The organism is Alteromonas sp. D210916BOD_24, assembly GCF_047159385.1.
GTDB lineage: Bacteria > Pseudomonadota > Gammaproteobacteria > Enterobacterales > Alteromonadaceae > Alteromonas.
Window position 1 is genome coordinate 1135560 of sequence record NZ_AP038333.1, and the last position, 21504, is coordinate 1157063.

A 21504-nucleotide genomic window follows, 5' to 3' on the forward strand; every position below is an offset into this window, starting at 1 on the left:
TGACTGACAGTTGTACACAGGTTTTCGTTTATAGTGTGTTTACTGACCTAAAGTGTGCAGTCCCTAGAATGGTCATCTTAAGATGACCATTTTTTATTTTTAAATAACCTTGTAGCGCGGTGTGAATAAGCACATCACATTGAGGAAGATATGCAAAATATAAAAGGCGCTGGTTTAGGCTTTCGAAGGGAAATGCTGGATGAGCTATTTCCTCGTCTTCCCAGTGAAGTCGACTTTTGGGAAGTGGCACCTGAAAACTGGATCCCAATGGGGGGGCGTTATCAGGAACAATTTGCAAATGCAGTTTGCCAAGCACCCTTTAGTGCCCATGGGTTGTCCTTGTCTATTGGAAGTAGCGACAAGCTTGACGTAGAATTTGTAAAAAGTGTGAAGCATTTTTTAGATGCAAACCATATTGCGCTTTATAGCGAACACTTAAGTTATTGCTCCGGTCAGGGGCACATGTATGACCTTATGCCCATTCCTTTTACTGAAGAGGCCATTCGCCACGTCGTAAAGCGAATAAAACAGGTACAAGATATTATTGAACGGCCCTTGGTTCTAGAGAACGTGTCGTATTACATGGCGCCAGGCCAGCAGATAAGTGAATTAGAATTTACTAATTCAGTGCTAAAAGACGCTGACTGCTTAATGTTGCTTGACGTTAATAACGTGTACGTCAACAGCATTAATCACCGCTATGACGCGAAAGAATTCATCCAAGGACTTCCAAGCGATAAAATTGTTTATGGTCATATTGCTGGGCATTTTGACGAAGCGGAAGATTTAAAAGTAGACACCCATGGCGCAGACGTGATTGCTCCCGTATGGGAACTATTGGACCACGCCTACGCGTTACATGGTGTTTTTCCCACTTTATTGGAGCGAGACTTTAACATTCCACCGCTCAGTGACTTACTTAAAGAAGTAAGAAAAATTAAGCAGATCCAAGCTAAGTATGAGTCTGATGAGCGTGCTAGAGTAAAGGGTAGTGTGGCATGAGCGCCTCTTTTAAGTGTGTACAGGAGCAATTTGTTAAAGCCATTAAGGATCCTTCGTCTTTCCAATCGGATTGCATTGATCAGCGTCGGCGAATGCAGATTTATCAATCACTCTTTTTTAATAATATCAATAATTTCGTGAGTACGGGGTTTCCCGTTTTAAAGTCTGTTGTTATTACCCTTCACAACGAGGCTGCATGGGATAAGCTGGTACGTGATTTCTTTATCACACATTCATGTCGCTCGCCGTATTTTGCAGAGATAAGCAAAGAATTTGTTGAATATCTGTCAAAAGCAAATCAGTTTCCTGTCACTCTACCTGATTTTAGTGCAGAACTCGCGCACTATGAATGGTTAGAATTAGATGTCAGTATTCGCCGTAATGAAGACGATGCGATTTACAGTACAAAGAGTGAACTTACTGGCACCTTTCGCGTTTCACCCTATGCTTCTATAGCGTCTTATCGCTACGCAGTGCATCTTATTGGCGAGGATTATATACCTGAGAAGCCTGCTGACGAGCAGCAATATTACGTGGTCTATCGCGATGAACAGTGTAGTGTTGAATTTGTGCACATGAACCTGTTAACAGCCATATTGTTAAACACAATTGAGCTGTTTGTTGAACAACATCACTGTGGCATAGCGGTAAATGAACTCACTTCTATACTTGGCCAGCAACTTCCTCATATTCCCACCGATACTTTAGAGAAGGGGGTTGAGTACACAATGGTCGACATGCTCAATAAAGGGATCTTAATGCCTACTTGTCGCTCTTAACCTAGCATAGTGATGAGAAAACCTTTTTATTTATTCACCTTATATTAAACTTTAGCCATAAACTGTACCGAAAGTGAGCGCTTGACCATTTTAACACTGTCAATCAGCGTTGGATTCGAGTACCATCTAGCACCATTTTTTTGTTCACAAAATTGTTTAGGTAGTGCAAATGGCTGACAATTCAGATTTCAAAGAAGTCTATAACAAGTGGTATTTCTTAGCATCACTCGTCACTCTTATCGCTTTTCCGTTGATGCATATCATCACCGGTTGGTTCACCTTCTGGTTATAAAGCAGACATTCAAGGCATTATTGTGACTGCAGAATATATTAAATCAGTTGTGAAAACCGTACCTGACTATCCCAAGCCAGGTATTTTATTTAGAGATGTAACCAGCGTTTTAGAAGATCATAAAGCGTTTAGTAGCTGTATTTCCCTATTAGTTGAAAAGTTTCAGGGCATGGGGTTTACTAAGATTGCGGGTACAGAAGCACGTGGGTTTCTCTTTGGTGCACCTTTAGCCATCGAGATGGGTATTGGTTTTGTACCAGTGCGAAAGCCCAATAAACTGCCGCGCGAAGTGGTCAGTGAAACTTACGAACTGGAATACGGTATGGATACGCTTGAGATCCACAAAGATGCCATAGTTCCAGGCGACAAGGTATTGTTGATTGACGACTTGTTAGCAACCGGTGGTACCATTGCGGCCTCAGCAAAACTTATTCGCTCGTTAGGCGGTGAGATCAACCACGCGGGTTTCATTATCAATCTTCCCGATCTTGGTGGTCGAGAAAAGCTTGCCGCGCTGGATATAGAAAGCTATTCAATTTGTGAGTTCGACGGCGAATAAACCCGTTTAGCACATATAACGCATAAAAGGCTGAAAACGTAATAATGAGTTATCAGGTTCTGGCAAGGAAGTGGCGGCCCGGCAAGTTCAGTGAGCTTGTTGGCCAAGAGCATGTTGTTTCTGCTATTTCCAATGCTTTAGATAATGATCGCTTACATCACGCTTACCTCTTCACGGGGACGCGTGGTGTGGGTAAAACGACCATTGCACGTATTTTTTCAAAAAGCCTGAACTGCGAAGAAGGTCAAGGCGCCAATCCGTGTGGTCAATGTAATACCTGTAAAGAAATAGAGCAGGGCAACTACGTTGATTTACTTGAGATTGACGCAGCTTCACGTACTAAGGTAGAAGATACCCGTGAACTGCTTGACAATGTGCAGTACAAGCCGACACGCGGTCGATATAAAGTGTACCTTATCGATGAAGTACACATGCTTTCAAAGCACAGCTTTAACGCCTTGTTAAAGACGCTGGAAGAGCCGCCGCCACACGTTAAGTTTTTGCTTGCGACAACAGATCCACAAAAACTACCCATAACCATTTTATCCCGTTGCCTGCAATTTAATTTAAAAGCGATGTCACGGGAGCAGATTGTCGGTCAGCTTACCCATATACTCGAGCATGAAGCGCTGCCTTTCGAGCCGCAAGCACTAGCACTGCTTGCCCGCGCTGCACAAGGGAGTATGCGTGACGCCTTAAGTTTGACTGATCAGGCCATTGCACAAGGTGGAAATCAGGTTTTAGCATCGGTAGTGACTGACATGCTGGGACTGATGGACAAAAATCAGTTGTTAAAGGTCGTTCATGGCGTGGTTAGCAAAAGTGCAGGTGATGTACTTGAATTGGTTAATGTTATAGCACAGCAGGCACCAGACTACGACAACGTGCTAAGTGAGTTGGCGAGTATTTTACACCAAGTGGCTCTCACTCAATGGGTACCTGAAGCGTGTAAGCTTGAAACAACCTCTGCAAAAGCCATTTATCAGTTAGCTAAAACCATCCCCGCAGAGCAAGTGCAGTTGCTGTATCAAATTGCGCTACAGGGCAGAAAAGACTTGCCCTTCGCAAGTGATGGAAAAAGCGCCTTTGAAATGACGCTGATGCGAATGATGACGTTCGCGCCCGCTCCGTCAGTGGATAACACCCACCACATCATTGAGCAGCAAGCGCATGGGCAAAATATGCCTTTACAGCAAAGCGGTGAAATCGCTCAACAACCTTCTCAAACACCTGCTTCAATGGGAAATAATGAGGTGGATGTTGAAAGTGGCGGTGAAGGTAAAGATGCGCACCACAACCCAAGTGGTGGCCCGGGAAACGTCAGTAAGCAGAAGGAAACGCCATTAAGCGAAACTTCTGCAACGTTCACTACCGCACAAAGCAATGATGCTCAATCGTCAGGTGATTCTAGTGACCTTTCAGTCAATGGGCCATCTTCTGCACCTACAGATGCCAGTGTGCCTGATACGCTTAAGCAGCACGAAGCCGTTAGCGATAAAGCAGAAGCCGTTAGCGATAAAAATGAAGCCATTAGCGAAAATCACGATGCCGTTAGCGAAAAATCAAATACGGTTAGCGAAAAATCAGATGCGGTGAGTGGAAGGCAAAACGCCGTTAGTGATATCAGCGACGACGCGCCGCCATTAAGTGCCTACATGGATGACATGCCGCCAGTGAGCGAAGATGATACCTATGGTGTCGACTATGGCGATTCAGGCAATTTCACACCTTTTGGTAGAGAGCCCTCAGCTGAAAAAGAGCCCTCAGCGGATCAAGAGCCTTTAGCGGGACAAGAGCCCTCAGCGGGAAAAGAGCCTTTAGCTGAAAAAGAGCCCTCAGTTGAACAAGCTCCGTCGCCAGAAGCACAGTTAACGTCTACCGCTGATTTGCTTGCGCTTCGTCAAAAACTAAAGCAACGTAAAGCGCAAGAAAGTGATGAAGCATCGGCAATTAATAAAGCCGACAAATCCCAATCAGCAGCAGATATTCAATCACGGTTTGTAAAGCCTTCTCCGCCCTCTGCTGTAGATGGGGAGAACAGCCCTGAGCGAGAAAACAGCCCTGAGCGAGAAAACGGCCCTGAGCGAGACAACAGCCCTGAGCGGGAAAACAGCCCTGAGCGAGATAACAACCCTGAGCCTACCAACCGCCCAGCATCTACCCAAAGCACCGAATCCACAGACACTTTACAGGCAGAAGCGTCAGCGAATCAAAACAGTGAGCAACAAAAGGCGTCTCTTTTTGAAAGTGAAGCCGATTCTCAGCAACCAATAGACACTGCCGTATCATCAAAGGGTGATGAACTGAGCTACAATCGTGAATCTGATGGGGTTGACGCCAGTGCCGTTGATAGCGAATTTACTTTTGACGGCGAATTTGATGAGGATATGCCCTATGCCAGTGACACAGTTGAAAGTACAACTGATCCAGTGCCAATGCATTCACAAACAGTGGCTAACCCTCTGGGCACTTCATCAGGTGAATCTCAATTAGGAACTTCAGTTCAAGAGGAAGGTGCAACTGCCAATGCCTCTGAAATTGACTCGCCTCCTTGGGATACTGACAACACATTTTCTCAAAATGGTGATTCGCTGCTTCCATCGCCAGAATCGGAAAGTTCAACCAACGTTGATGTTACGTACGAACTATCGCCATTTGATACACCGTTGAGTGCCACTTATAATGGCCATTTAAAAGCCTACCTCAATGATGGCTCCAAGCTTACTCATGCCAGTCAAATAGACGAGTGGAGTCATTTGGTAGAGCAAATGCCCGTTGCTGGATTATTAAAGCAATTGGTTTTACACGCTGCTTTTTCTCGAAATGGTGACACGGTATCCCTTGAAATTGACCACAGTCAGTCTCATTTACTTAACGACAGTGCAAAGAAACAGCTTGTAGATGCTATGCACCATGGGTTAGGTGAAAATGTGAATGTGGAAATTACCTTGGGGCAACCCGCTTCTACTCCTTTTGCGTTACAGCAAGAAATACAAGCGATGCGCCACGCGCACGCGCACACGGTTATTAATACCGACGACACAATTCAGACATTGTTATCGACTTTCGAAGCCTCAGTAATTACCGACACGGTTAAAGCGCGATAGCAGATTTATTAACACCAAAACGAAGCGAGATAAGAATATGTTTAAAGGTGGAATGGGCAATATCATGAAGCAGGCGCAGCAAATGCAAGAGCGCATGCAAAAGGTTCAAGACGACTTAGCTAAACTAGAAGTTACTGGTGAAGCGGGTGCAGGTATGGTTAAAGTGACGATGACCTGTAATCACAACGTTCGCCGTGTGGATATTGATGACTCGTTGATGGACGATGACAAAGACATGGTGGAAGACTTGGTTGCAGCGGCATTTAATGATGCAGTGCGCCGAGTACAGGAAACCAGTAAAGAAAAAATGGGAGACGTGACTGGTGGAATGCCGTTACCTCCTGGCTTCAAAATGCCGTTTTAATAATAAAAGTAATAGTGAATGCACGGCGAATTGTCGTGTGTTCATTCTCTAACTATTTTTCATAAATCGCTTCCTATTCTTCCCTCTCTTTAATGCTATGTTTGCACCTTTTTGGTCTTGTTGTTTGTCACGTTTCTTTACACATTTTTACCTTTATTTGAAAATGTATTAAAAAACAATCGCTTGTAGTTGGTCTGTTTTTTGCTTAAAAGACTAAAGAAGTAAACAAATAATTAACATGTAAGTTGTATAGTCAGAGATTGTTGAGAGGTTGTTGTAATGAAGAAGTTAATTTTGACAGGTATGACCGCTTTAGGTCTGTCTATGGGCACAGTCGCTCACGCGGGTATTGTGGGTCTTAATCTAATAGAAAGTGGTGATAATGCCATAACGGATATTGCCAGTGTATTTAACTCACCAGATGTTAGTGTAGTATCAGGCTCGGAAGTGTTTTCGGGGGCGCAAGGCACGGGTGATGGCGCACAATCGGCTATATTTGATAGTGTGGCTATTACCAACGGGACAAATACCTTGTCGTTAGGTGAAGGTTTTTTACTTACTTCTGGTACGGCTAATTTGGCCTCGTCCAATACTCAAGACCAGGGGATTGACACAGGCACAGGTGGTGATAGTGATCTACAAGCCCTTGCCACCGCAAATAGCTTAAATCCCAATATCTCGAATGTAAATTTTTTCTCATTCGACTTTACTCTGGCATCTGGCTTCAACGCTATAACCCTTGACTTCATTTTTGGCACTGAAGAATTCCCAACACAAACGGTTACTGACATTCTAGGGATTTTTGTTGATGGGGTGAATTACGCCTTTTTCCCAGATAATTCTTTGGTAAATAATAGTTCTAACAGTCCAAATCTCATTAACAACAATGTCGACACTTACGACATTGAATACAGTGGTTTGTCGCAGGTATTGAGCTTGGTTGGGTTAGTGGATGAAAACCTAACTACTCATAATCTAAAGATTGCAGTAGCGGATACACAAGATGTATTTTGGGACAGCGGAGTTTTCGTCAGTAATTTAGGCGTTGCTAATACTAGTACCGGTGGTATTACTTCAACAACGCAAGTTAGTGCCCCTCATAACACCTTGTTGTTGGCATTTGGTGCAGCATTAATGTTCTTTCGTTTACGAAAAAAGTGCTAATACAGTTGTCATATCATTCTTGAACACGATTAAACGTCTGACCACTGTCAGGCGTTTTTTTTTGCCTATTTGATGAGCACGTCAGGCGTATTGCCACAGAAAAAATCAGGTATTCACAAATACAGGGGCGTGTTAAGTGCGAAGGCGAGGGCTGGTTATTTCTACTGCTTTTCTAATTCCCATTGCCGCAGCGGCCTTGTTTCTGAGCGTGCATGAACTGTTTAGCATGAAGCTCGTCACCGTAGACCCGAAACTCAGGGAAATATCCGGTATTGAATTTGATAAATACAAACGTTTGTGGGCGATAAACGATGGGGGCGATGGTCCAATATTGTACATGGTGAACAAAAACGGAAGCATTGCCAGACAAATAAAGGTAACCAACGCAAAGAACGTCGACTGGGAGGATATGACTCAAAATCGATTTGGGCATTTCTTTTTAGGGGACTTCGGTAACAACGACAATGACCGCCGGTGGCTGACCATTTATAAAATTGAAAACCCCATCGACATTAAAACTGACACAACCGAAGCCGAAATCATTAAGTTTACCTACCCTCAAATGGGGCAGGGCAAAGTTAAGCCGGAACATAAGAATTACGACTTAGAGGCATTTGTTGAGTTTAACCGTCACCTCTACTTGTTTACCAAAAATCGCACCAAACCGTTTGATGGCATTACTAAACTGTATAAAGTGGGGGATCATGCGGCTAACTTTGATGCGCAGCTTATCGGTGAATTTAAGACCTGTAAAACTCTTGAAAAATTGTGTTGGATAACGTCTGCCGCTATCAGTCCCGACAGGACAAAACTCGTGTTACTGGACTCCACCAGTTTGTGGCTGTTTGAAAATTTCAAAGGCGATAACTTCTTTAGTGGTGACGTATCGCGCATTGACCTTGGTGTGATCACCCAGAAAGAAGCGGTAACCTTTTATGATGACAATACCTTGGTATTTACCGACGAAGAGTTTAAAGGGCTCATCGGAGGTAATGTTTATGAAGTTAAACTCGACCAAGTGAAGCGTAACGTGATTAAATACCACCAGAACAAACCTCAAATGCAAAAGCAGTAAACTACTATGAAGTTCAGCCCGTTACTTTCCGATTTAATTCAAGCATTAACCTGCCTGCCCGGAGTAGGCAATAAAAGTGCGCAGAGAATGGCCTTTCATCTGCTAGAGAGAAATCGTAAAGGGGCACTGGATTTAAGTAATGTATTGCACAATGCAATGGAGCATATCCATCATTGTAAGCGTTGTCGAACCTTCACTGAAGACGAACTGTGCGATATTTGTCGTCACCCCGAACGGGAAGACAGTGGCCTTCTTTGCATTGTAGAAAGCCCTCAGGATGTACTCGCCATTGAACAGACATTAAGTTACAAAGGGCAGTACTTTGTTTTAATGGGGCATTTATCACCTATCGATGGCGTAGGGCCTGAGGAACTGGGTTTAGACCAACTGGAAGCGCGCCTGCGCAGCGGTGGTATAAGCGAAGTCATACTGGCGACTAACCCCACCGTGGAAGGCGAAGCCACTGCGCATTACATTGCTCAGTTGTGTGCTGGTCACGAAGTTGAGGCTTCTCGTATTGCCCACGGTGTACCCGTAGGCGGCGAGTTGGAATACATTGATGGCAATACGCTGACCCACGCGTTTTCAGGTAGACGTAAGCTATAACAGTAGCCTGTTACCATCCAAGGTAAAGCGATTTACTGCCGCTTTCATACATTTATTGCGCCTCTGGAAAAAATAAAATTTTGCTTCAAACGTTGAAAAACGTTTCGCTCGTCCTTACCTGTGTATCAGTAACGTGATCCATTCAACGAGGAGATTTTGGATTATGGCTGAAGCAGCCCACAAAGAAACCCATGGTTTTCAAACAGAAGTAAAACAGCTTCTTCATCTGATGATTCACTCTTTGTATTCTAACAAAGAAATTTTTCTACGTGAGTTAGTCTCAAATGCAGCTGACGCTGCGGATAAGCTTCGTTTTCGCGCGTTAGAAAACGATAGCCTTTACGAAAACGACGGTGACTTAAACGTAAAATTAAGTGTCGATAAAGAAGCCAATACGGTGACCATTACCGACAACGGTATTGGTATGACCCGTGATGAAGTCATTGCTAATCTAGGTACCATTGCAAAGTCAGGTACAAAAGACTTTTTCAATAAACTGTCTGGCGATAGCGCGAAAGACTCACAACTGATTGGTCAGTTTGGTGTAGGTTTTTATTCGGCGTTTATCGTTGCAGATAAAGTAACGGTACGCACGCGAGCAGCCGGTGCGGACGCTGCTCAAGGTGTAGAGTGGATTTCTGACGGTGAAGGTGAATTTACTATTGCCGACATCAACAAGCCTGGCCGTGGCACTGAAATTACGCTGCATTTGCGCGAAGATGAAAAAGAATACGCCGATGCGTGGCGCTTGCGTTCCATCGTTAATAAATACTCTGATCACATCAGTATTCCTGTACAAATGTGGAAAGAGGAAGTGCCGGAAAGTGAAGGCCCAGACGGTGAAAAAATTGAAGGTCAACCCGGTGAATGGGAAGTCGTTAACAAAGCGACTGCGCTTTGGACCCGTGAGAAGTCTGAGATTTCAGATGACGAATACAATGAATTCTATAAGCACATTTCTCATGATTTCAGCGATCCCCTTGCCTGGGCGCATAACAAAGTAGAAGGTAAAACTGAGTACACCAGTTTATTGTACATTCCTTCTAAAGCGCCTTTTGATATGTTCAACCGCGACCAAAAACACGGTTTGAAGTTATATGTACAGCGCGTGTTTATTATGGACGACGCAGAGCAGTTCATGCCAACCTATTTGCGTTTCGTAAAAGGGCTATTGGACAGCAATGATTTACCGCTCAACGTGTCTCGCGAAATTTTACAAGACAACAAAATTACTCAGGCACTGCGTCAGGGCTGTACCAAGCGCGTACTTCAAATGCTTGAAAAAATGGCCAAGAACGATGTTGAAAAATACCAATCGTTCTGGAATGAGTTTGGTAATGTGTTAAAAGAAGGCCCCGCGGAAGACTTTACCAATCGCGAAAAAATTGCCGGCCTACTTCGTTTCTCGTCTACTCATGGCGATAGTGATGCGCAGACAGTATCACTGGCTGACTACATTGAGCGTATGAAAGAGGGTCAGGATAAGATTTATTACGTCACAGCAGATAGTTTGCAGGCGGCAAAATCAAGCCCGCACTTGGAAATCTTCCGCAAGAAAGGCATTGAAGTGTTGCTGATGGGTGAGCGAATTGACGAATGGTTAATGTCTCACCTTACTGAATTTAATGAAAAGCAGCTGGTTTCTATTGCTAAAGCAAACTTGGATTTAGGTGACTTAGAGGACGAAGAGTCTAAGAAAGCGAAAGAAGAAGCGGAAAAGCAAGTTGAAGGTGTACTTGAGCGAGCCAAAGCCGCGTTGGGTGATAAAGTTATTGATGTTAAGTTTACGCATCGTCTAACTGATTCTCCAGCGGTGATTGTGGCAGACGATAATGGCATGACAACTCAGATGATGAAGTTAATGCAATCTGCGGGGCAGCCCGTGCCAGACGTGAAGTATTACTTTGAACTGAACCCTGAGCACAACTTGGTTAAAACCCTTGCAGATACCCAAGATGAAGCGCTGTTTGCACAATGGGTTGGCGTATTGTTTGACCAAGCTGCACTGGCAGAACAGGGTAGCTTGAAAGATCCTTCTACCTTTGTTCAGAACTTAAACAGCTTGCTAATGAAATTAGCTAAATAAGCATCAGAACAACAAAGTTTATAGTTAAAAACGGGCGTAATGCCCGTTTTTTTGTTTCTACATCTAACAATAGTAAGTTTAGCTTTTTTATTGTGCTATATTCGGCGTGTTTAATACTTTGCGTTAGTTGTAAATACTAATGGCTGAATGTAACTTCATTTGCTCCTGTGTTTCTATGCTTAGCTAAGGTGTAGTTACTCTGCCTATAAACTGAACATATATTCGCCATTAGTCTTAAGATTAACCATAGGGTACTGCTTACACTTGTCACTCTAGTGCTGAATGTGTAAAGTGCCCGAAGTAAAAAGTTCAAAAATCATAAGCGGAGAACGCACTCATGCGAATCATTCTTCTCGGCGCACCTGGCGCGGGTAAGGGCACACAAGCTCAGTTTTTAATGGGCAAATACGGCATTCCTCAAATTTCAACCGGCGACATGCTGCGCGCAGCAATTAAAGCGGGCACTGAGCTTGGCCTTCAAGCAAAGCGAGTGATGGATGAAGGTAAGCTAGTTTCTGACGACATTATCATCGGCTTGGTAAAAGAGCGTATTGCTCAGGATGACTGTAAGGATGGATTCCTACTTGATGGATTCCCTCGTACTATTCCTCAGGCTGACGCGATGAAAGAAGCCGGTGTTACGGTTGACCATTGTATCGAGTTTGACGTACCTGATGACGTGATTGTTGAACGCATGGGCGGTCGTCGTGTGCACCCTGCGTCTGGCCGGGTTTATCACGTGGTTTACAATCCACCTAAAGTGGAAGGTAAAGACGATGCCACAGGCGAAGAACTGATTGTTCGCGACGATGATAAAGAAGAGACAGTGCGTAAGCGCCTGGCTATTTATCACGAACAAACTAAACCATTGGTTGACTACTACAGTGCAGAGGCAGAAGCCGGCAACTGTGCCTACCACAAACTCGATGGTACGCGTCCTGTAGAAGAGGTAAGTGCTGAGTTATCTAAGCGTTTGGGCTAATAGGTAATCGCAAAAATATAAAAGGCCGCTTTCAACGCGGCCTTTTTTGTTGCTTGTAAGTTAGTCAGGGATAACGTTTAATAGCGCAACCAACATAGCGCTTTAAAACAAAAATAGATGGAGTTAACCATGGTACTGCCAATTACGGCGTTTTATGCCAGTTTATTGGGTATATGCTATTTATATTTATCTTTTCTCGTCATCGGTGCCCGACGTCGCCACCAGGTGGGTATTGGTGATGGCGGCCATGAGGATTTAAGCCGACTCACTCGCGCGCATGGTAATTTTAGTGAATATGTGCCGATTACGCTTATCATGATTGCGTGTTTTGAAGCAAACACGGGGCAAATGTGGGCGGTGCATAGCCTAGGTACGGCCTTACTTTTTGGTCGTGTGTTACACGCTTATGGTTTGGGTACGCATTCAGGGGTAAGTTGGCAGCGTTTTATCGGTATGATCTTAACGTTTATTGCCATGTTGTGTGCGGCAATCGGTAATTTGGTACTCATACATTTCGGCCTGTAGCGATTACTTCAAGCCATGAAGTTATTTTAAAAAAGCGCCCTTATAGGGCGCTTTGTGTTTTTAAGTCACGTACTTAATATAAGTACTAATTAGAAACGATAAGTCAGCTTGGAATAGACAAAACGACCACGAGGGTTGTGAACGCTGCCTACGTAGCCGTATAAGTCACCATCTCCATCGCCGATAGCGAAAGGCGGCTCTTCATCCAGCAAGTTATTGGCACCCAGCACAAGACGCAAATTGTCGCTATAGTTATAGCCAAATTGTAGATCAACCAGCATTTGGGCGTCGACGGTTCTTGAAGTATTTTCTTCAAAGTCGAGCACACCGTCAAAATCGATATCTGGTGTGTCTTCGAACTCACCGATGTAGCTGATGTTCAGGTTTGCATCAAACGCACCCTTGGACCACGTGGTACCGAACAACCAACGGTGCTCTGGGTAACCGTACTCGCCGGTATAGTCCAGACCGTTTTTCTCAAACTTACTTAAGTAAGACCAATCGAGGTTGAATCGCACATTGCCATATTCATTGAGTTCCATGCTGTAATTAGCACTGAAATCAATACCTGAGGCCTCTTGCGATGATACGTTTTGGTAGGTGTTGAAGATTTTCTGAATCACCCCAAGTGTTTCACCTTCTTGTGGCGTGAGGCGAACACAAACCGTGCTGTTCTGGTTGTTACATTCTGCATCGTATACCAAGCCAAACTGTTGCTCGTCAATCTTGTTGTCTTGCGTAATACTCCACACGTCAACACTTAAGCCAAGCTCTTGAATGGGGGCGTAGATAACACCAACGTTCCACGATTCAGACTCTTCTGCGTCAAGATTAGGGTTGCCCGCAAACTCAATATTGTAATCCAAAGATTCACAGTCTAAACCGGTCGCTTGACAGCGATATTGATCAACAAAGAAGACGCTTTTTTGCGATGGACCAAGACCGACTTGTGCCAAAGACGGTGCTCTGAAGCCCTGTGCCCAAGAACCGCGTACTGTGACTTCATCAGTGGGCGCCCAACGAAGCGCAATTTTAGGGTTGGTTGTGCTGCCAAAATCACTGTAATGGTCGTAACGGCCAGCTAATTGCAGTTCAAGCTGATCTGCCAATGGAATAGACAGCTCTAAGTAGGCGGCGTATTGGTCACGCTCTGCGGCGGCAGATACCGACTCAGTACCGAATATCAGCCCTCTTTGAAATTGTACATCGGGCACGTCTGACACTTGCTCTTCACGATATTCGACACCGGCTGCCATCATGACTACGTCATCACCAAAATCAAATGCTTCGCCTGTAATATGCGCATCGACGCTGGTCATTCTGGACTCACCACGGCGCACCAAGCTGGTGGTGATGTCATCGATCACACTTTGCGGGTTGGTTACGCCCCCAAACGGGTTGTAGTTACCTAGGTTAATCTGTTCTTGTAGCCAGTCTACCCGTACCCAACCTTGTGACTGATCGCCACTTTGTTCAGAGCGACTACGTCCTTTCTGCACAGAGGCTTCCCAATCGTAGTCGTTAATTTGACCGCGTAGTCCTGCCACAAGCCGTAGCGTATCAGACTCAATATCCCATCGACGCGCACCGGCATCAACAGGGCGATAGCGACCGATATCAATATCTTGACCGAAAGGGTTATTAGGGTGGGAGCCGGGCACCGTTAATCCAGCGTCTTCGTCAAGGGGGGTTGCAGCACCGCCGGCTTCAGAAGTGTTATGCTGCATGGCAATTTCCATAAATGCTGTGGTGTCACTGCCTATCTTGTAGTCAAACTGACCGATGAAGCCCACTCGCTCAGACGCGGGAATGGTTAAACCATACGGACCGTAATCAAACAAACAGCTACCAGAAGCAGTGGCATTTTCCGCTGGGCAATCTGGATCGATGGTTTTTACGCCATCGACATAAAAGTAACCGGGATAGCCGCGTGATGAGCGGAAGTCCATACCGCCGTAGGGAGATTGATTTGCTGTACCAAAGCGACCCATTTCATTTGCTGCTAAGGTGCTGTTATTGAAATAGTCGATGATGACAGTTGCACTGCTTTTCTCACTTTGCGCGCCCCACAGGATACTCGCAGTGGTTTCGTCGTAGTTAGGTCCTGTAGTACCACCGTAGCCAGCGTTAATTTCTAGCCCTTCGTAGTCCTTTTTCAAAACCACGTTAACTACCCCAGCAACCGCGTCAGAACCGTAAATGGCTGACGCGCCGTCTTTGAGGATATCAATACGCTCAATGGCAGATACAGGGATAGAGTTAATATCGACAAACGAGTTGGTGATGCTTTCGGCAAATGCACTGATAGCAACGCGACGCCCATTGATTAATACTAATGTGGCATCCGGTCCCATGCCGCGAAGTGATACTGCAGCTGCGCCGTTAGCTGTTGAATCCTGGCTATTGTTACGAGTAGAAAATGTGCCAGCACCTGTTGATGGCATACGCTCTAACAGCTGTTGAAGGTTTTCATAGCCCATGCCTTCAATCATGTTGGCATCGATAGATTGAACCGGAGAAGGGCCCTCCATATCGGTGCGTTTAATACGAGAGCCCGTCACGGCGATACGTTCAAGGTTTGCTGCTTCTTCGTCAGCCTGTTGTGCGTATACGGGGGTGAGAGAGGTGAGTCCTGAAAGTGTCAAGCCAATGGCAATGGCACTTATCTTACGACCATGTTTCATTATTATATCCTTATTTTCCATATTACTTGTTGTGTGTTCTGCAACACGTCAATGTTGCAAATTTATGAATAGCATTCCTGATACTTGTGTTGCAATAGTGAAAATAGCGAAAGATGTGACAGTTAGTTACAAAGTGTGTAAAGCAAGTGTTACTTTTTAAATGGAGGAAAGTCAGCAGACTCTTCAGGCTACGCTGTGGAAATACGGTGTGATTTGCTAATGCCTTAGCGGTTTTCCATATACGCTTACTCCATTTACGGGCAGGCAATGCGGTATTGTGGCCATCGGCTGATTTTTGTTTATTCGCAAAAAATTGCTGGCTTTTTAAACGTAGGTAAAGGTCTCACTTTATTTCCACATGTTAGCGAAGCGATATTGAGGCTCATTGCAGTGGTTTAAAAAATCGCTCAGTTCGTGGCAAGTATCTGTTGTCTTTGTCCACAGAAAAGGCCACTGAGCGTGCTCTCCCTTGTATTTCAGCAATGGGGAAAAAACCATAATAGCGAGAGTCGAGGCTGTTATTGCGATTGTCTCCCATCGCCAGAATATGATCTTTAGGTACTTTTACTTGCTGAAAAGACGAAATTGGAGAAGAAGGCGAAGCCAATGCAATACTGCGGTGATGTCCCAAAATTTGTTCTTTCAATTGACTTCCCTCCAATTGCGTGAGCGAAGCGTATTCGCCGTTAATAACTAAATGGTTGTCTTTTAATTGTACGGTATCATCTTCAATGGCAATCACTCGCTTGATTAGGCGAGTGTCGGCTGCGGTACTGTCAATGATGACAATATCTCCTCTTTCTATGTCGCCGGTATTTACTATCACCACATTAGTAAATGGAAGTTTAAGGGTATATGCCGATTTATCTACTACCACACGATCACCCACTTGAATGGTTGGCTCCATCGAGCCCGATGGCACGTGATACCAATCTGCGACGCTGCTTCTAAAGGAAAACATGAATAGGATAAATAGGATAAAGGGTAAATTATTTTTAATTAATTTTTTAATTTGCATCGCACTGGCATGCCTTTGTAAAAGTGAAATATTCCTGAGGTCTTAAAAGCCAATCAACGATACCTTATGTATCGCGGACTATAAGCTCACATTACGGGGTAAAGCCGCATCTACTTTAATAGATAGCAAAATTGAGCGTATGTTCACGCCATATGTGTAACGTTTTGTTACGAGAGGCACTTTTTGCCGCTGTAGCCATATGAAGGCATAGCGTAAACTGAAACATTGTGGTACTTGTTTGGTATTCCATAAAAAAAAGCACTAACACAATGTTTAAAAACGCAGCACATCGGCGAACTATTACATTATTTGCATCAATAGCATTATGTACCCTAATGATCAGTTGTAGTCCTAGAGGTAGTCAAACGCAACCTACTGAAACAGAAGAAGGGGCAGACTCCTTTAACGTTCCTTATGAGCGTTTTACGTTAGACAACGGGTTAACTGTTATTTTGCACGTGGACAGATCTGACCCTGTCGCCGCAGTGGCGTTAACCGCACATGTGGGGTCTGCGAGAGAGAAAGTGGGACGCACTGGTTTTGCGCATTTGTTTGAACATTTGCTGTTTCTTGAGTCAGAAAATCTAGGAAAGGGCGGTTTAGATAAGCTAAGTGCGCGAATTGGAGGCTCTGGAGCCAACGGATCAACCAGCAGAGACAGTACTAATTATTTTCAAACTGTACCAATAGACGCCTTAGAAAAAATGATTTGGGCTGAGGCAGACAAGTTAGGTTTCTTTATTAACACGGTGACTGAACCTGTGTTGGCAAAAGAAAAACAGGTTGTCAAAAATGAGAAACGTCAAAGTGTCGACAACAGACCTTATGGTCACAACCAATATGTCATTGATAAAAACCTTTATCCAGAAGGGCACCCCTACAGCTGGCAAGTAATTGGTTCACTTGAAGATTTGCAGAATGCAACACTTGCAGATGTACGGGAATTTTTTAAAGCATGGTATGTGCCCAATAACGTTGTGTTATCGATTGCAGGGGACATAGATATAGAACAGACCAAGGCGTGGGTACATCACTATTTTGACGAAATCCCGGCGGGAAAGGGTATTGAAAAAATGCCTGAACAACCTGTCTCATTAACTGAAACCATCAGCCGCTATCACGTTGACAATTTTGCTCAAGCTCCCCTTTTAAGCATGGTATGGCCAACCGTACCTGAGTACAGTGAAGATTATTATCCTCTTACCGTACTTGCTCAATACCTTGCCCAGGGTAAACGCGCCCCTTTAAACAAAGTGCTAGTCGATGAAAAACAACTAACCAGTGATGTGTATTTGTATGGCTATGACTCACAGTTGGCAGGCCAGCTACAATTGCAGGTTGTGGCGTTTAACAACACCGATCTGAATGAAGTGGCACAGGGTGTTCAGCAGGCGTTTGCTATATTTGAAAAAGAAGGCATATCTCAGGACGATCTCGCGCGTATAAAAGCAGGCCAGGAAACCGCGTTTTACCAGGGGCTTTCTAGTGTGTTGGGCAAGGGAATTCGCTTGGCCCAATATGAAATTTTTACTGACGGTGCGGGGTTTATTAGTCAGGACGTTGAAAAAATACTGGCGGTAACTACTGATGATGTCGTGCGCGTGTACAATGCATACATTAAAGATAAACCTTATGTTGTGACGAGTTTTGTTCCAAAAGGGCAGGAAGCGCTCATTCTCAAGGGCGCATCTAAAGCCCACGTGGTGGAAGAGAAAATAGTAGCGGGAGCAGAAGAAAACGTCGATCCTTCTGTTTCTGCACAATATCAACCCACGCCCTCATCCATTAATCGCAGTGAAGAACCACCCTACGGAGAAGCGGTGAAAATGTCACCGCCAAGCGTTTGGCAACACAGTCTGTCGTCAGGCATTAGCGTGGCGGGTATAGAAAACGATGAGGTGCCGTTGGTGGCATTTGAGCTCAAACTTGAAGGGGGGATGGTACTTGACCCCGCAGGTAAAACGGGCACGGCTAATTTACTTGCCTCTGTGCTATTAAAAGGAACCGAGAACAAAACCCCTGAAGCGCTGGAGCAGGAAATTGAGCGCTTGGGCGCGACTTTGAAGGCGCATGCTACGCCTACTTCAATTGTGCTAAGTGGTTCAACGCTATCAAAACACTATCCAGCGTTAATGGAAATTGTTACTGAAGTATTGCTTTCGCCACGTTTTGACAGTAAAGAATTTACGTTGGCAAAAGAAGATGTGGTCAACGAAATTAATCAAATAAAAGCGAATCCCAATGCAATTGCTACCGTTGAATTTAACGCCTTGCTATATGGGGAGGGACACCCCTTTGCCAACTCGGTATTGGGCTCTCAAGACTCTGTAGCACAAATTAACTTAGCGGATTTACGCGACTATTTTGATCGGAATATGTCGCCGAACATTGCCAAATTGCATGTGGTGGGGGATGTTACTCAAGATCAGGTGGAAGCGTCGCTACGTCGCCTTAATACCCAATGGGTAGATAAGCATGTTACCTTGCCTGTAATACCCCCCATTGGGCTTCCTGACACGGGGAAAGTGTATTTTTACGATGTGCCCGACGCCAAACAGTCGGTGTTGTATTTTGGTCATACCGGGCCGCTGGCCACGCACCCTGAAGCCTATGTCGCCAGTGTCATGAACTATCGACTGGGGGGCGGTGGCTTTGCCTCACAGTTGATGCAAGAAATTCGCGAGAACAAAGGGTACACCTATGGCATAAATTCATCCTTTGCCAATGACCAGTATGGCGGTGTATTTGCCATCCGCAGTTCAGTGCGGTCAAACGTAACCTTAGAAGCGGCACAAGCCATTCGAGAGATCCTGCATAGCTATGGTGAAGGCTACAATGAAGATGATCTCGAGGTGACACAGGGATTTACGCTAAAATCCAATGCCAGAGCATTTGAAACGCTAAGTGCCAAGTTGAATATGGTGGCTGAAATCAGTGATTTTGGGTTTAGTCACGACTACGTATCAAGACATGAAGCCCAAGTGAAAGCACTAACAGTAGAAGAGGTTAAACGGCTCTATTCTGCCTATGTACACCCAGACAATATGGTTTACCTGTTCGTGGGTGATAAAGCCACCCAATTTGAAAGGCTGGCAGCTCTGGGGTTGGGAAAACCCGTATTACTCAACCCTTAAAGCAAAAAGCGACGCTATGCGTCGCTTTTTACTATAAACCGTTTCTGCAGGTTGTCTTACTGTTTTCCCACATTGGTTTCTGCTACTAAGGCGATTACGTCATTTTGGTAATCGTCATTTACTTTATACTCGCGATAGCCTTTGGACACTGCGTAACCAACGGTATATTCAACGTCATTGATGCTGAATATACCCGCTGATTGATGACCCAGAGGTTGTTCAGTAATCGAAGCGGGGAGGTTGAGCGTGTCACCCACCTGCCAAGGTGCATTTTTACTTGCCCCAATGATCATACCGTTGCGTTGAATATATACAGCGATGCGATCTCTTTGAGTGCCCCCTACAATATCTTCAAGCATTTCCTGAAATTGTGGAGCGCTATCAAACACCAATCCAATGCCTCCTACCAAAACACCGTTGTGATGAATTGCCGCATTGTAGATATAGGTGTGTTTGTTGTCGTAGTACGGCGAAGGAACAAAGTCTGACACGCAATACTGCTGAGGAGAACTAATCAATTTAATTCCTTGCCAGCGCGTGTGAGTGTTGACTGGCGAACCTAAATTGGAGTCAAAGGTCGGTGTAGAAGCAGCGACCAAGGTACCGCTTTCATCATATAAATAAATACACGTGTACACCGTATACAAGTCGTTAATATACCGTAATACTTCAGAAAGGGATTGCTGACAATCTGCGCTGGTTTTATTCCCCAGTACTTGAATAAATTTGGTGGTGAGCGCCCACCAGCGGCAATCATTTGCGCGTTCGTACAGGTTGCGATCCATAATGTCTATAGCTAATGCCGCATCAAATTTCAGATCATTAAAATGGGTGCCCTGAGCAGTTGTCATTAATTGATTAACAGATTCGCTAAAAATGGATTGCATTTGGCGGCCAATATTGCGAATTTCTTCCAGAATTGGAATGAACTCGTCGGCATCACTGCGTGCTGCCGCAATTCTCCCATTGAGCACAACAAGGTCTAAATCATCGGTTACGATTTTGGCTCTACGCTGAATTCCTTTCAGCGAGGGTGAGAAACCCTGCCAATGCATGTTGTCCTCATATTCTTCTAGTGGAGCAGGTGCTTCATCATTGGCGATTAATGGCAACAAAACGCAGCCTTGCCAGCCTAAACCCATATATCCTTGATAGCCACGGGTTTTGGCTCGCGTAATAAGGTAACGATGTGTATCCAGCGTGACCATTTCATATTCACCATTTACTGGTAAAGCTGTACCTTGAGGCAGCACTCTGGGTCGATTTGAAACCAATACATTACCGTTAGTGTCAAGAAGCGTGAGCAGGGTATTTTTGTCGTGACTGAGGTCTTCAAAGAGCGAATGCATTTCATCTTCCAGCTTAAAGCTGAGGCACAAAATACCAATAATAGGGCTGTCATTTCGGCTAGATGCGCGAATAGGTGCAAGGAACAAGGAGGAAAGTGCTTGGTTGGGCCGTAAGCACGAATATCGACAAATTTCATAATAGGCTTCACTGCCAGTCAAAACTTCGGTAATGATGGGATCATTGGTGTCGACAACTGGGTTGTTAATATCTAATTGCGCTTTTACGTCACCTTGTGTGTCAATGAGTAAAATATCATCATACACCGTGTATTTAGCTGCATAAGCTTTCAGACGCTGGTGGATAGTGTCACGTTCTTGCTCAGTTTGGGACGTAGCCGTGAGAAAGGCGATCAAGTCAGCATCGGTAGCCAGAAATCCGACATCTGCTGTGCGTTCAAATAAGTTTCGGTTTGGAATATCGACTAGAACTTGTGCGACAGCACTATTGCGCCTATGCCGCTGTTGTAACTGTTCAGACAACAAGTTATCAATCAACGTGGCTTGTAGTTCTGCAAACTCAGTTTTGGTTTCAAGCATGTTAATCAACAAGCTTTGGGGCACGTTTAAGCTGTTTATTTTGCCTATTAAAACAACCTTATCCCACCATGTATTTAGACTGCCGAGGTTAATTTGATGGTGATTAACTGATTGAAACAGAGTAAAAAAACTTTCTTTGTTCTGCCTTATTAGCGTTTCCATGGTGTTCCCCTGAAATTTTATTATAATTTATTGTTTTATTTCTTTTTTACTTTTATATTAGAAGCGATCCTTCAGGATT

At 44.5% G+C, this 21504-nt stretch carries 16 protein-coding genes; 13 read left to right on the forward strand and 3 right to left on the reverse strand.

What is annotated here, in order from left to right; all coding sequences use genetic code 11:
- The first annotated feature begins 150 nt into the window (after positions 1-150).
- From ACMCM8_RS04940 to ACMCM8_RS04995, 12 genes are all read left to right on the forward strand, one after another.
- The gene (locus ACMCM8_RS04940; RefSeq protein WP_412726040.1) at positions 151-1002 is read left to right on the forward strand and encodes an HvfB family MNIO-type RiPP peptide maturase; all 852 of its coding nucleotides are present in this window, start codon (positions 151-153) and stop codon (positions 1000-1002) included.
- The gene (locus ACMCM8_RS04945; RefSeq protein WP_412726042.1) at positions 999-1781 is read left to right on the forward strand and encodes an HvfC family RiPP maturation protein; all 783 of its coding nucleotides are present in this window, start codon (positions 999-1001) and stop codon (positions 1779-1781) included. Before ACMCM8_RS04940 ends, ACMCM8_RS04945 begins: the two co-directional genes overlap by 4 nt.
- Positions 1782-1950: 169 nt before the next feature.
- On the forward strand, positions 1951-2073 hold the full coding sequence (locus ACMCM8_RS04950) for a hypothetical protein (RefSeq protein WP_412726044.1): 123 nt from the start codon (positions 1951-1953) through the stop codon (positions 2071-2073).
- 22 nt (positions 2074-2095) lie between these two features.
- Entirely contained in the window at positions 2096-2632 is a 537-nt protein-coding gene (apt, locus tag ACMCM8_RS04955) for an adenine phosphoribosyltransferase (protein ID WP_412726046.1), read from the forward strand.
- A gap of 44 nt (positions 2633-2676) precedes the next feature.
- A complete protein-coding gene (gene dnaX / locus ACMCM8_RS04960; RefSeq protein WP_412726048.1) occupies positions 2677-5739 on the forward strand; it encodes a DNA polymerase III subunit gamma/tau in 3063 nt (1020 codons plus the stop codon).
- Between the two features lie 37 nt (positions 5740-5776).
- On the forward strand, positions 5777-6103 hold the full coding sequence (locus ACMCM8_RS04965) for a YbaB/EbfC family nucleoid-associated protein (protein WP_412726050.1): 327 nt from the start codon (positions 5777-5779) through the stop codon (positions 6101-6103).
- A gap of 279 nt (positions 6104-6382) precedes the next feature.
- A complete protein-coding gene (locus tag ACMCM8_RS04970) occupies positions 6383-7267 on the forward strand; it encodes a choice-of-anchor L domain-containing protein (protein ID WP_412726052.1) in 885 nt (294 codons plus the stop codon).
- A 136-nt stretch (positions 7268-7403) separates the two neighbouring features.
- A complete protein-coding gene (locus ACMCM8_RS04975; RefSeq protein WP_412726054.1) occupies positions 7404-8342 on the forward strand; it encodes a hypothetical protein in 939 nt (312 codons plus the stop codon).
- Positions 8343-8348: 6 nt separating this feature from the next.
- On the forward strand, positions 8349-8948 hold the full coding sequence (gene recR / locus ACMCM8_RS04980) for a recombination mediator RecR (protein ID WP_412726056.1): 600 nt from the start codon (positions 8349-8351) through the stop codon (positions 8946-8948).
- A 163-nt stretch (positions 8949-9111) separates the two neighbouring features.
- Positions 9112-11034, forward strand: a complete 1923-nt coding sequence (gene htpG / locus ACMCM8_RS04985) for a molecular chaperone HtpG (RefSeq protein ID WP_412726058.1) — start codon at positions 9112-9114, stop codon at positions 11032-11034.
- Between the two features lie 337 nt (positions 11035-11371).
- Positions 11372-12016 (forward strand): adenylate kinase, encoded by a 645-nt coding sequence (adk, locus tag ACMCM8_RS04990; protein ID WP_412726060.1) that lies wholly within the window; start codon positions 11372-11374, stop codon positions 12014-12016.
- Positions 12017-12145: 129 nt separating this feature from the next.
- Complete coding sequence (locus tag ACMCM8_RS04995) at positions 12146-12541, forward strand: MAPEG family protein (RefSeq protein WP_412726062.1); 396 nt, start codon at positions 12146-12148, stop codon at positions 12539-12541.
- Positions 12542-12630: 89 nt separating this feature from the next.
- On the opposite strand, the gene ACMCM8_RS05000 is transcribed toward ACMCM8_RS04995, so the two are convergent.
- Entirely contained in the window at positions 12631-15225 is a 2595-nt protein-coding gene (locus ACMCM8_RS05000) for a TonB-dependent receptor (protein ID WP_412726064.1), read from the reverse strand.
- A gap of 382 nt (positions 15226-15607) precedes the next feature.
- Complete coding sequence (lepB, locus tag ACMCM8_RS05005) at positions 15608-16243, reverse strand: signal peptidase I (RefSeq protein ID WP_412726066.1); 636 nt, start codon at positions 16241-16243, stop codon at positions 15608-15610.
- A 335-nt stretch (positions 16244-16578) separates the two neighbouring features.
- On the opposite strand from lepB, the gene ACMCM8_RS05010 reads away from it, so the two are divergent.
- A complete protein-coding gene (locus ACMCM8_RS05010) occupies positions 16579-19377 on the forward strand; it encodes a M16 family metallopeptidase (RefSeq protein WP_432759737.1) in 2799 nt (932 codons plus the stop codon).
- A gap of 56 nt (positions 19378-19433) precedes the next feature.
- Here ACMCM8_RS05010 and ACMCM8_RS05015 read toward each other — a convergent pair whose 3' ends face one another.
- Positions 19434-21425 carry a hypothetical protein gene (locus ACMCM8_RS05015; protein WP_412726070.1) on the reverse strand — a complete coding sequence of 664 codons (1992 nt, stop codon included), beginning with the start codon at positions 21423-21425 and terminating at the stop codon, positions 19434-19436.
- Positions 21426-21504: the final 79 nt, after the last annotated feature.

Excerpts from the sequence above, each read along its gene's own strand:
- ACMCM8_RS04940 (WP_412726040.1), top strand. The coding sequence starts at position 151 with ATGCAAAATATAAAAGGCGCTGGTTTAGGCTTTCGAAGGGAAATGCTG.
- ACMCM8_RS04945 (WP_412726042.1), top strand. The coding sequence starts at position 999 with ATGAGCGCCTCTTTTAAGTGTGTACAGGAGCAATTTGTTAAAGCCATT.
- ACMCM8_RS04950 (WP_412726044.1), top strand. The coding sequence starts at position 1,951 with ATGGCTGACAATTCAGATTTCAAAGAAGTCTATAACAAGTGGTATTTC.
- dnaX (WP_412726048.1), top strand. The coding sequence starts at position 2,677 with ATGAGTTATCAGGTTCTGGCAAGGAAGTGGCGGCCCGGCAAGTTCAGT.
- ACMCM8_RS04965 (WP_412726050.1), top strand. The coding sequence starts at position 5,777 with ATGTTTAAAGGTGGAATGGGCAATATCATGAAGCAGGCGCAGCAAATG.
- ACMCM8_RS04970 (WP_412726052.1), top strand. The coding sequence starts at position 6,383 with ATGAAGAAGTTAATTTTGACAGGTATGACCGCTTTAGGTCTGTCTATG.
- recR (WP_412726056.1), top strand. The coding sequence starts at position 8,349 with ATGAAGTTCAGCCCGTTACTTTCCGATTTAATTCAAGCATTAACCTGC.
- htpG (WP_412726058.1), top strand. The coding sequence starts at position 9,112 with ATGGCTGAAGCAGCCCACAAAGAAACCCATGGTTTTCAAACAGAAGTA.
- adk (WP_412726060.1), top strand. The coding sequence starts at position 11,372 with ATGCGAATCATTCTTCTCGGCGCACCTGGCGCGGGTAAGGGCACACAA.
- ACMCM8_RS04995 (WP_412726062.1), top strand. The coding sequence starts at position 12,146 with ATGGTACTGCCAATTACGGCGTTTTATGCCAGTTTATTGGGTATATGC.
- ACMCM8_RS05000 (WP_412726064.1), bottom strand. The coding sequence starts at position 15,225 with ATGAAACATGGTCGTAAGATAAGTGCCATTGCCATTGGCTTGACACTT.
- lepB (WP_412726066.1), bottom strand. The coding sequence starts at position 16,243 with ATGCAAATTAAAAAATTAATTAAAAATAATTTACCCTTTATCCTATTT.
- ACMCM8_RS05010 (WP_432759737.1), top strand. The coding sequence starts at position 16,579 with ATGATCAGTTGTAGTCCTAGAGGTAGTCAAACGCAACCTACTGAAACA.
- ACMCM8_RS05015 (WP_412726070.1), bottom strand. The coding sequence starts at position 21,425 with ATGGAAACGCTAATAAGGCAGAACAAAGAAAGTTTTTTTACTCTGTTT.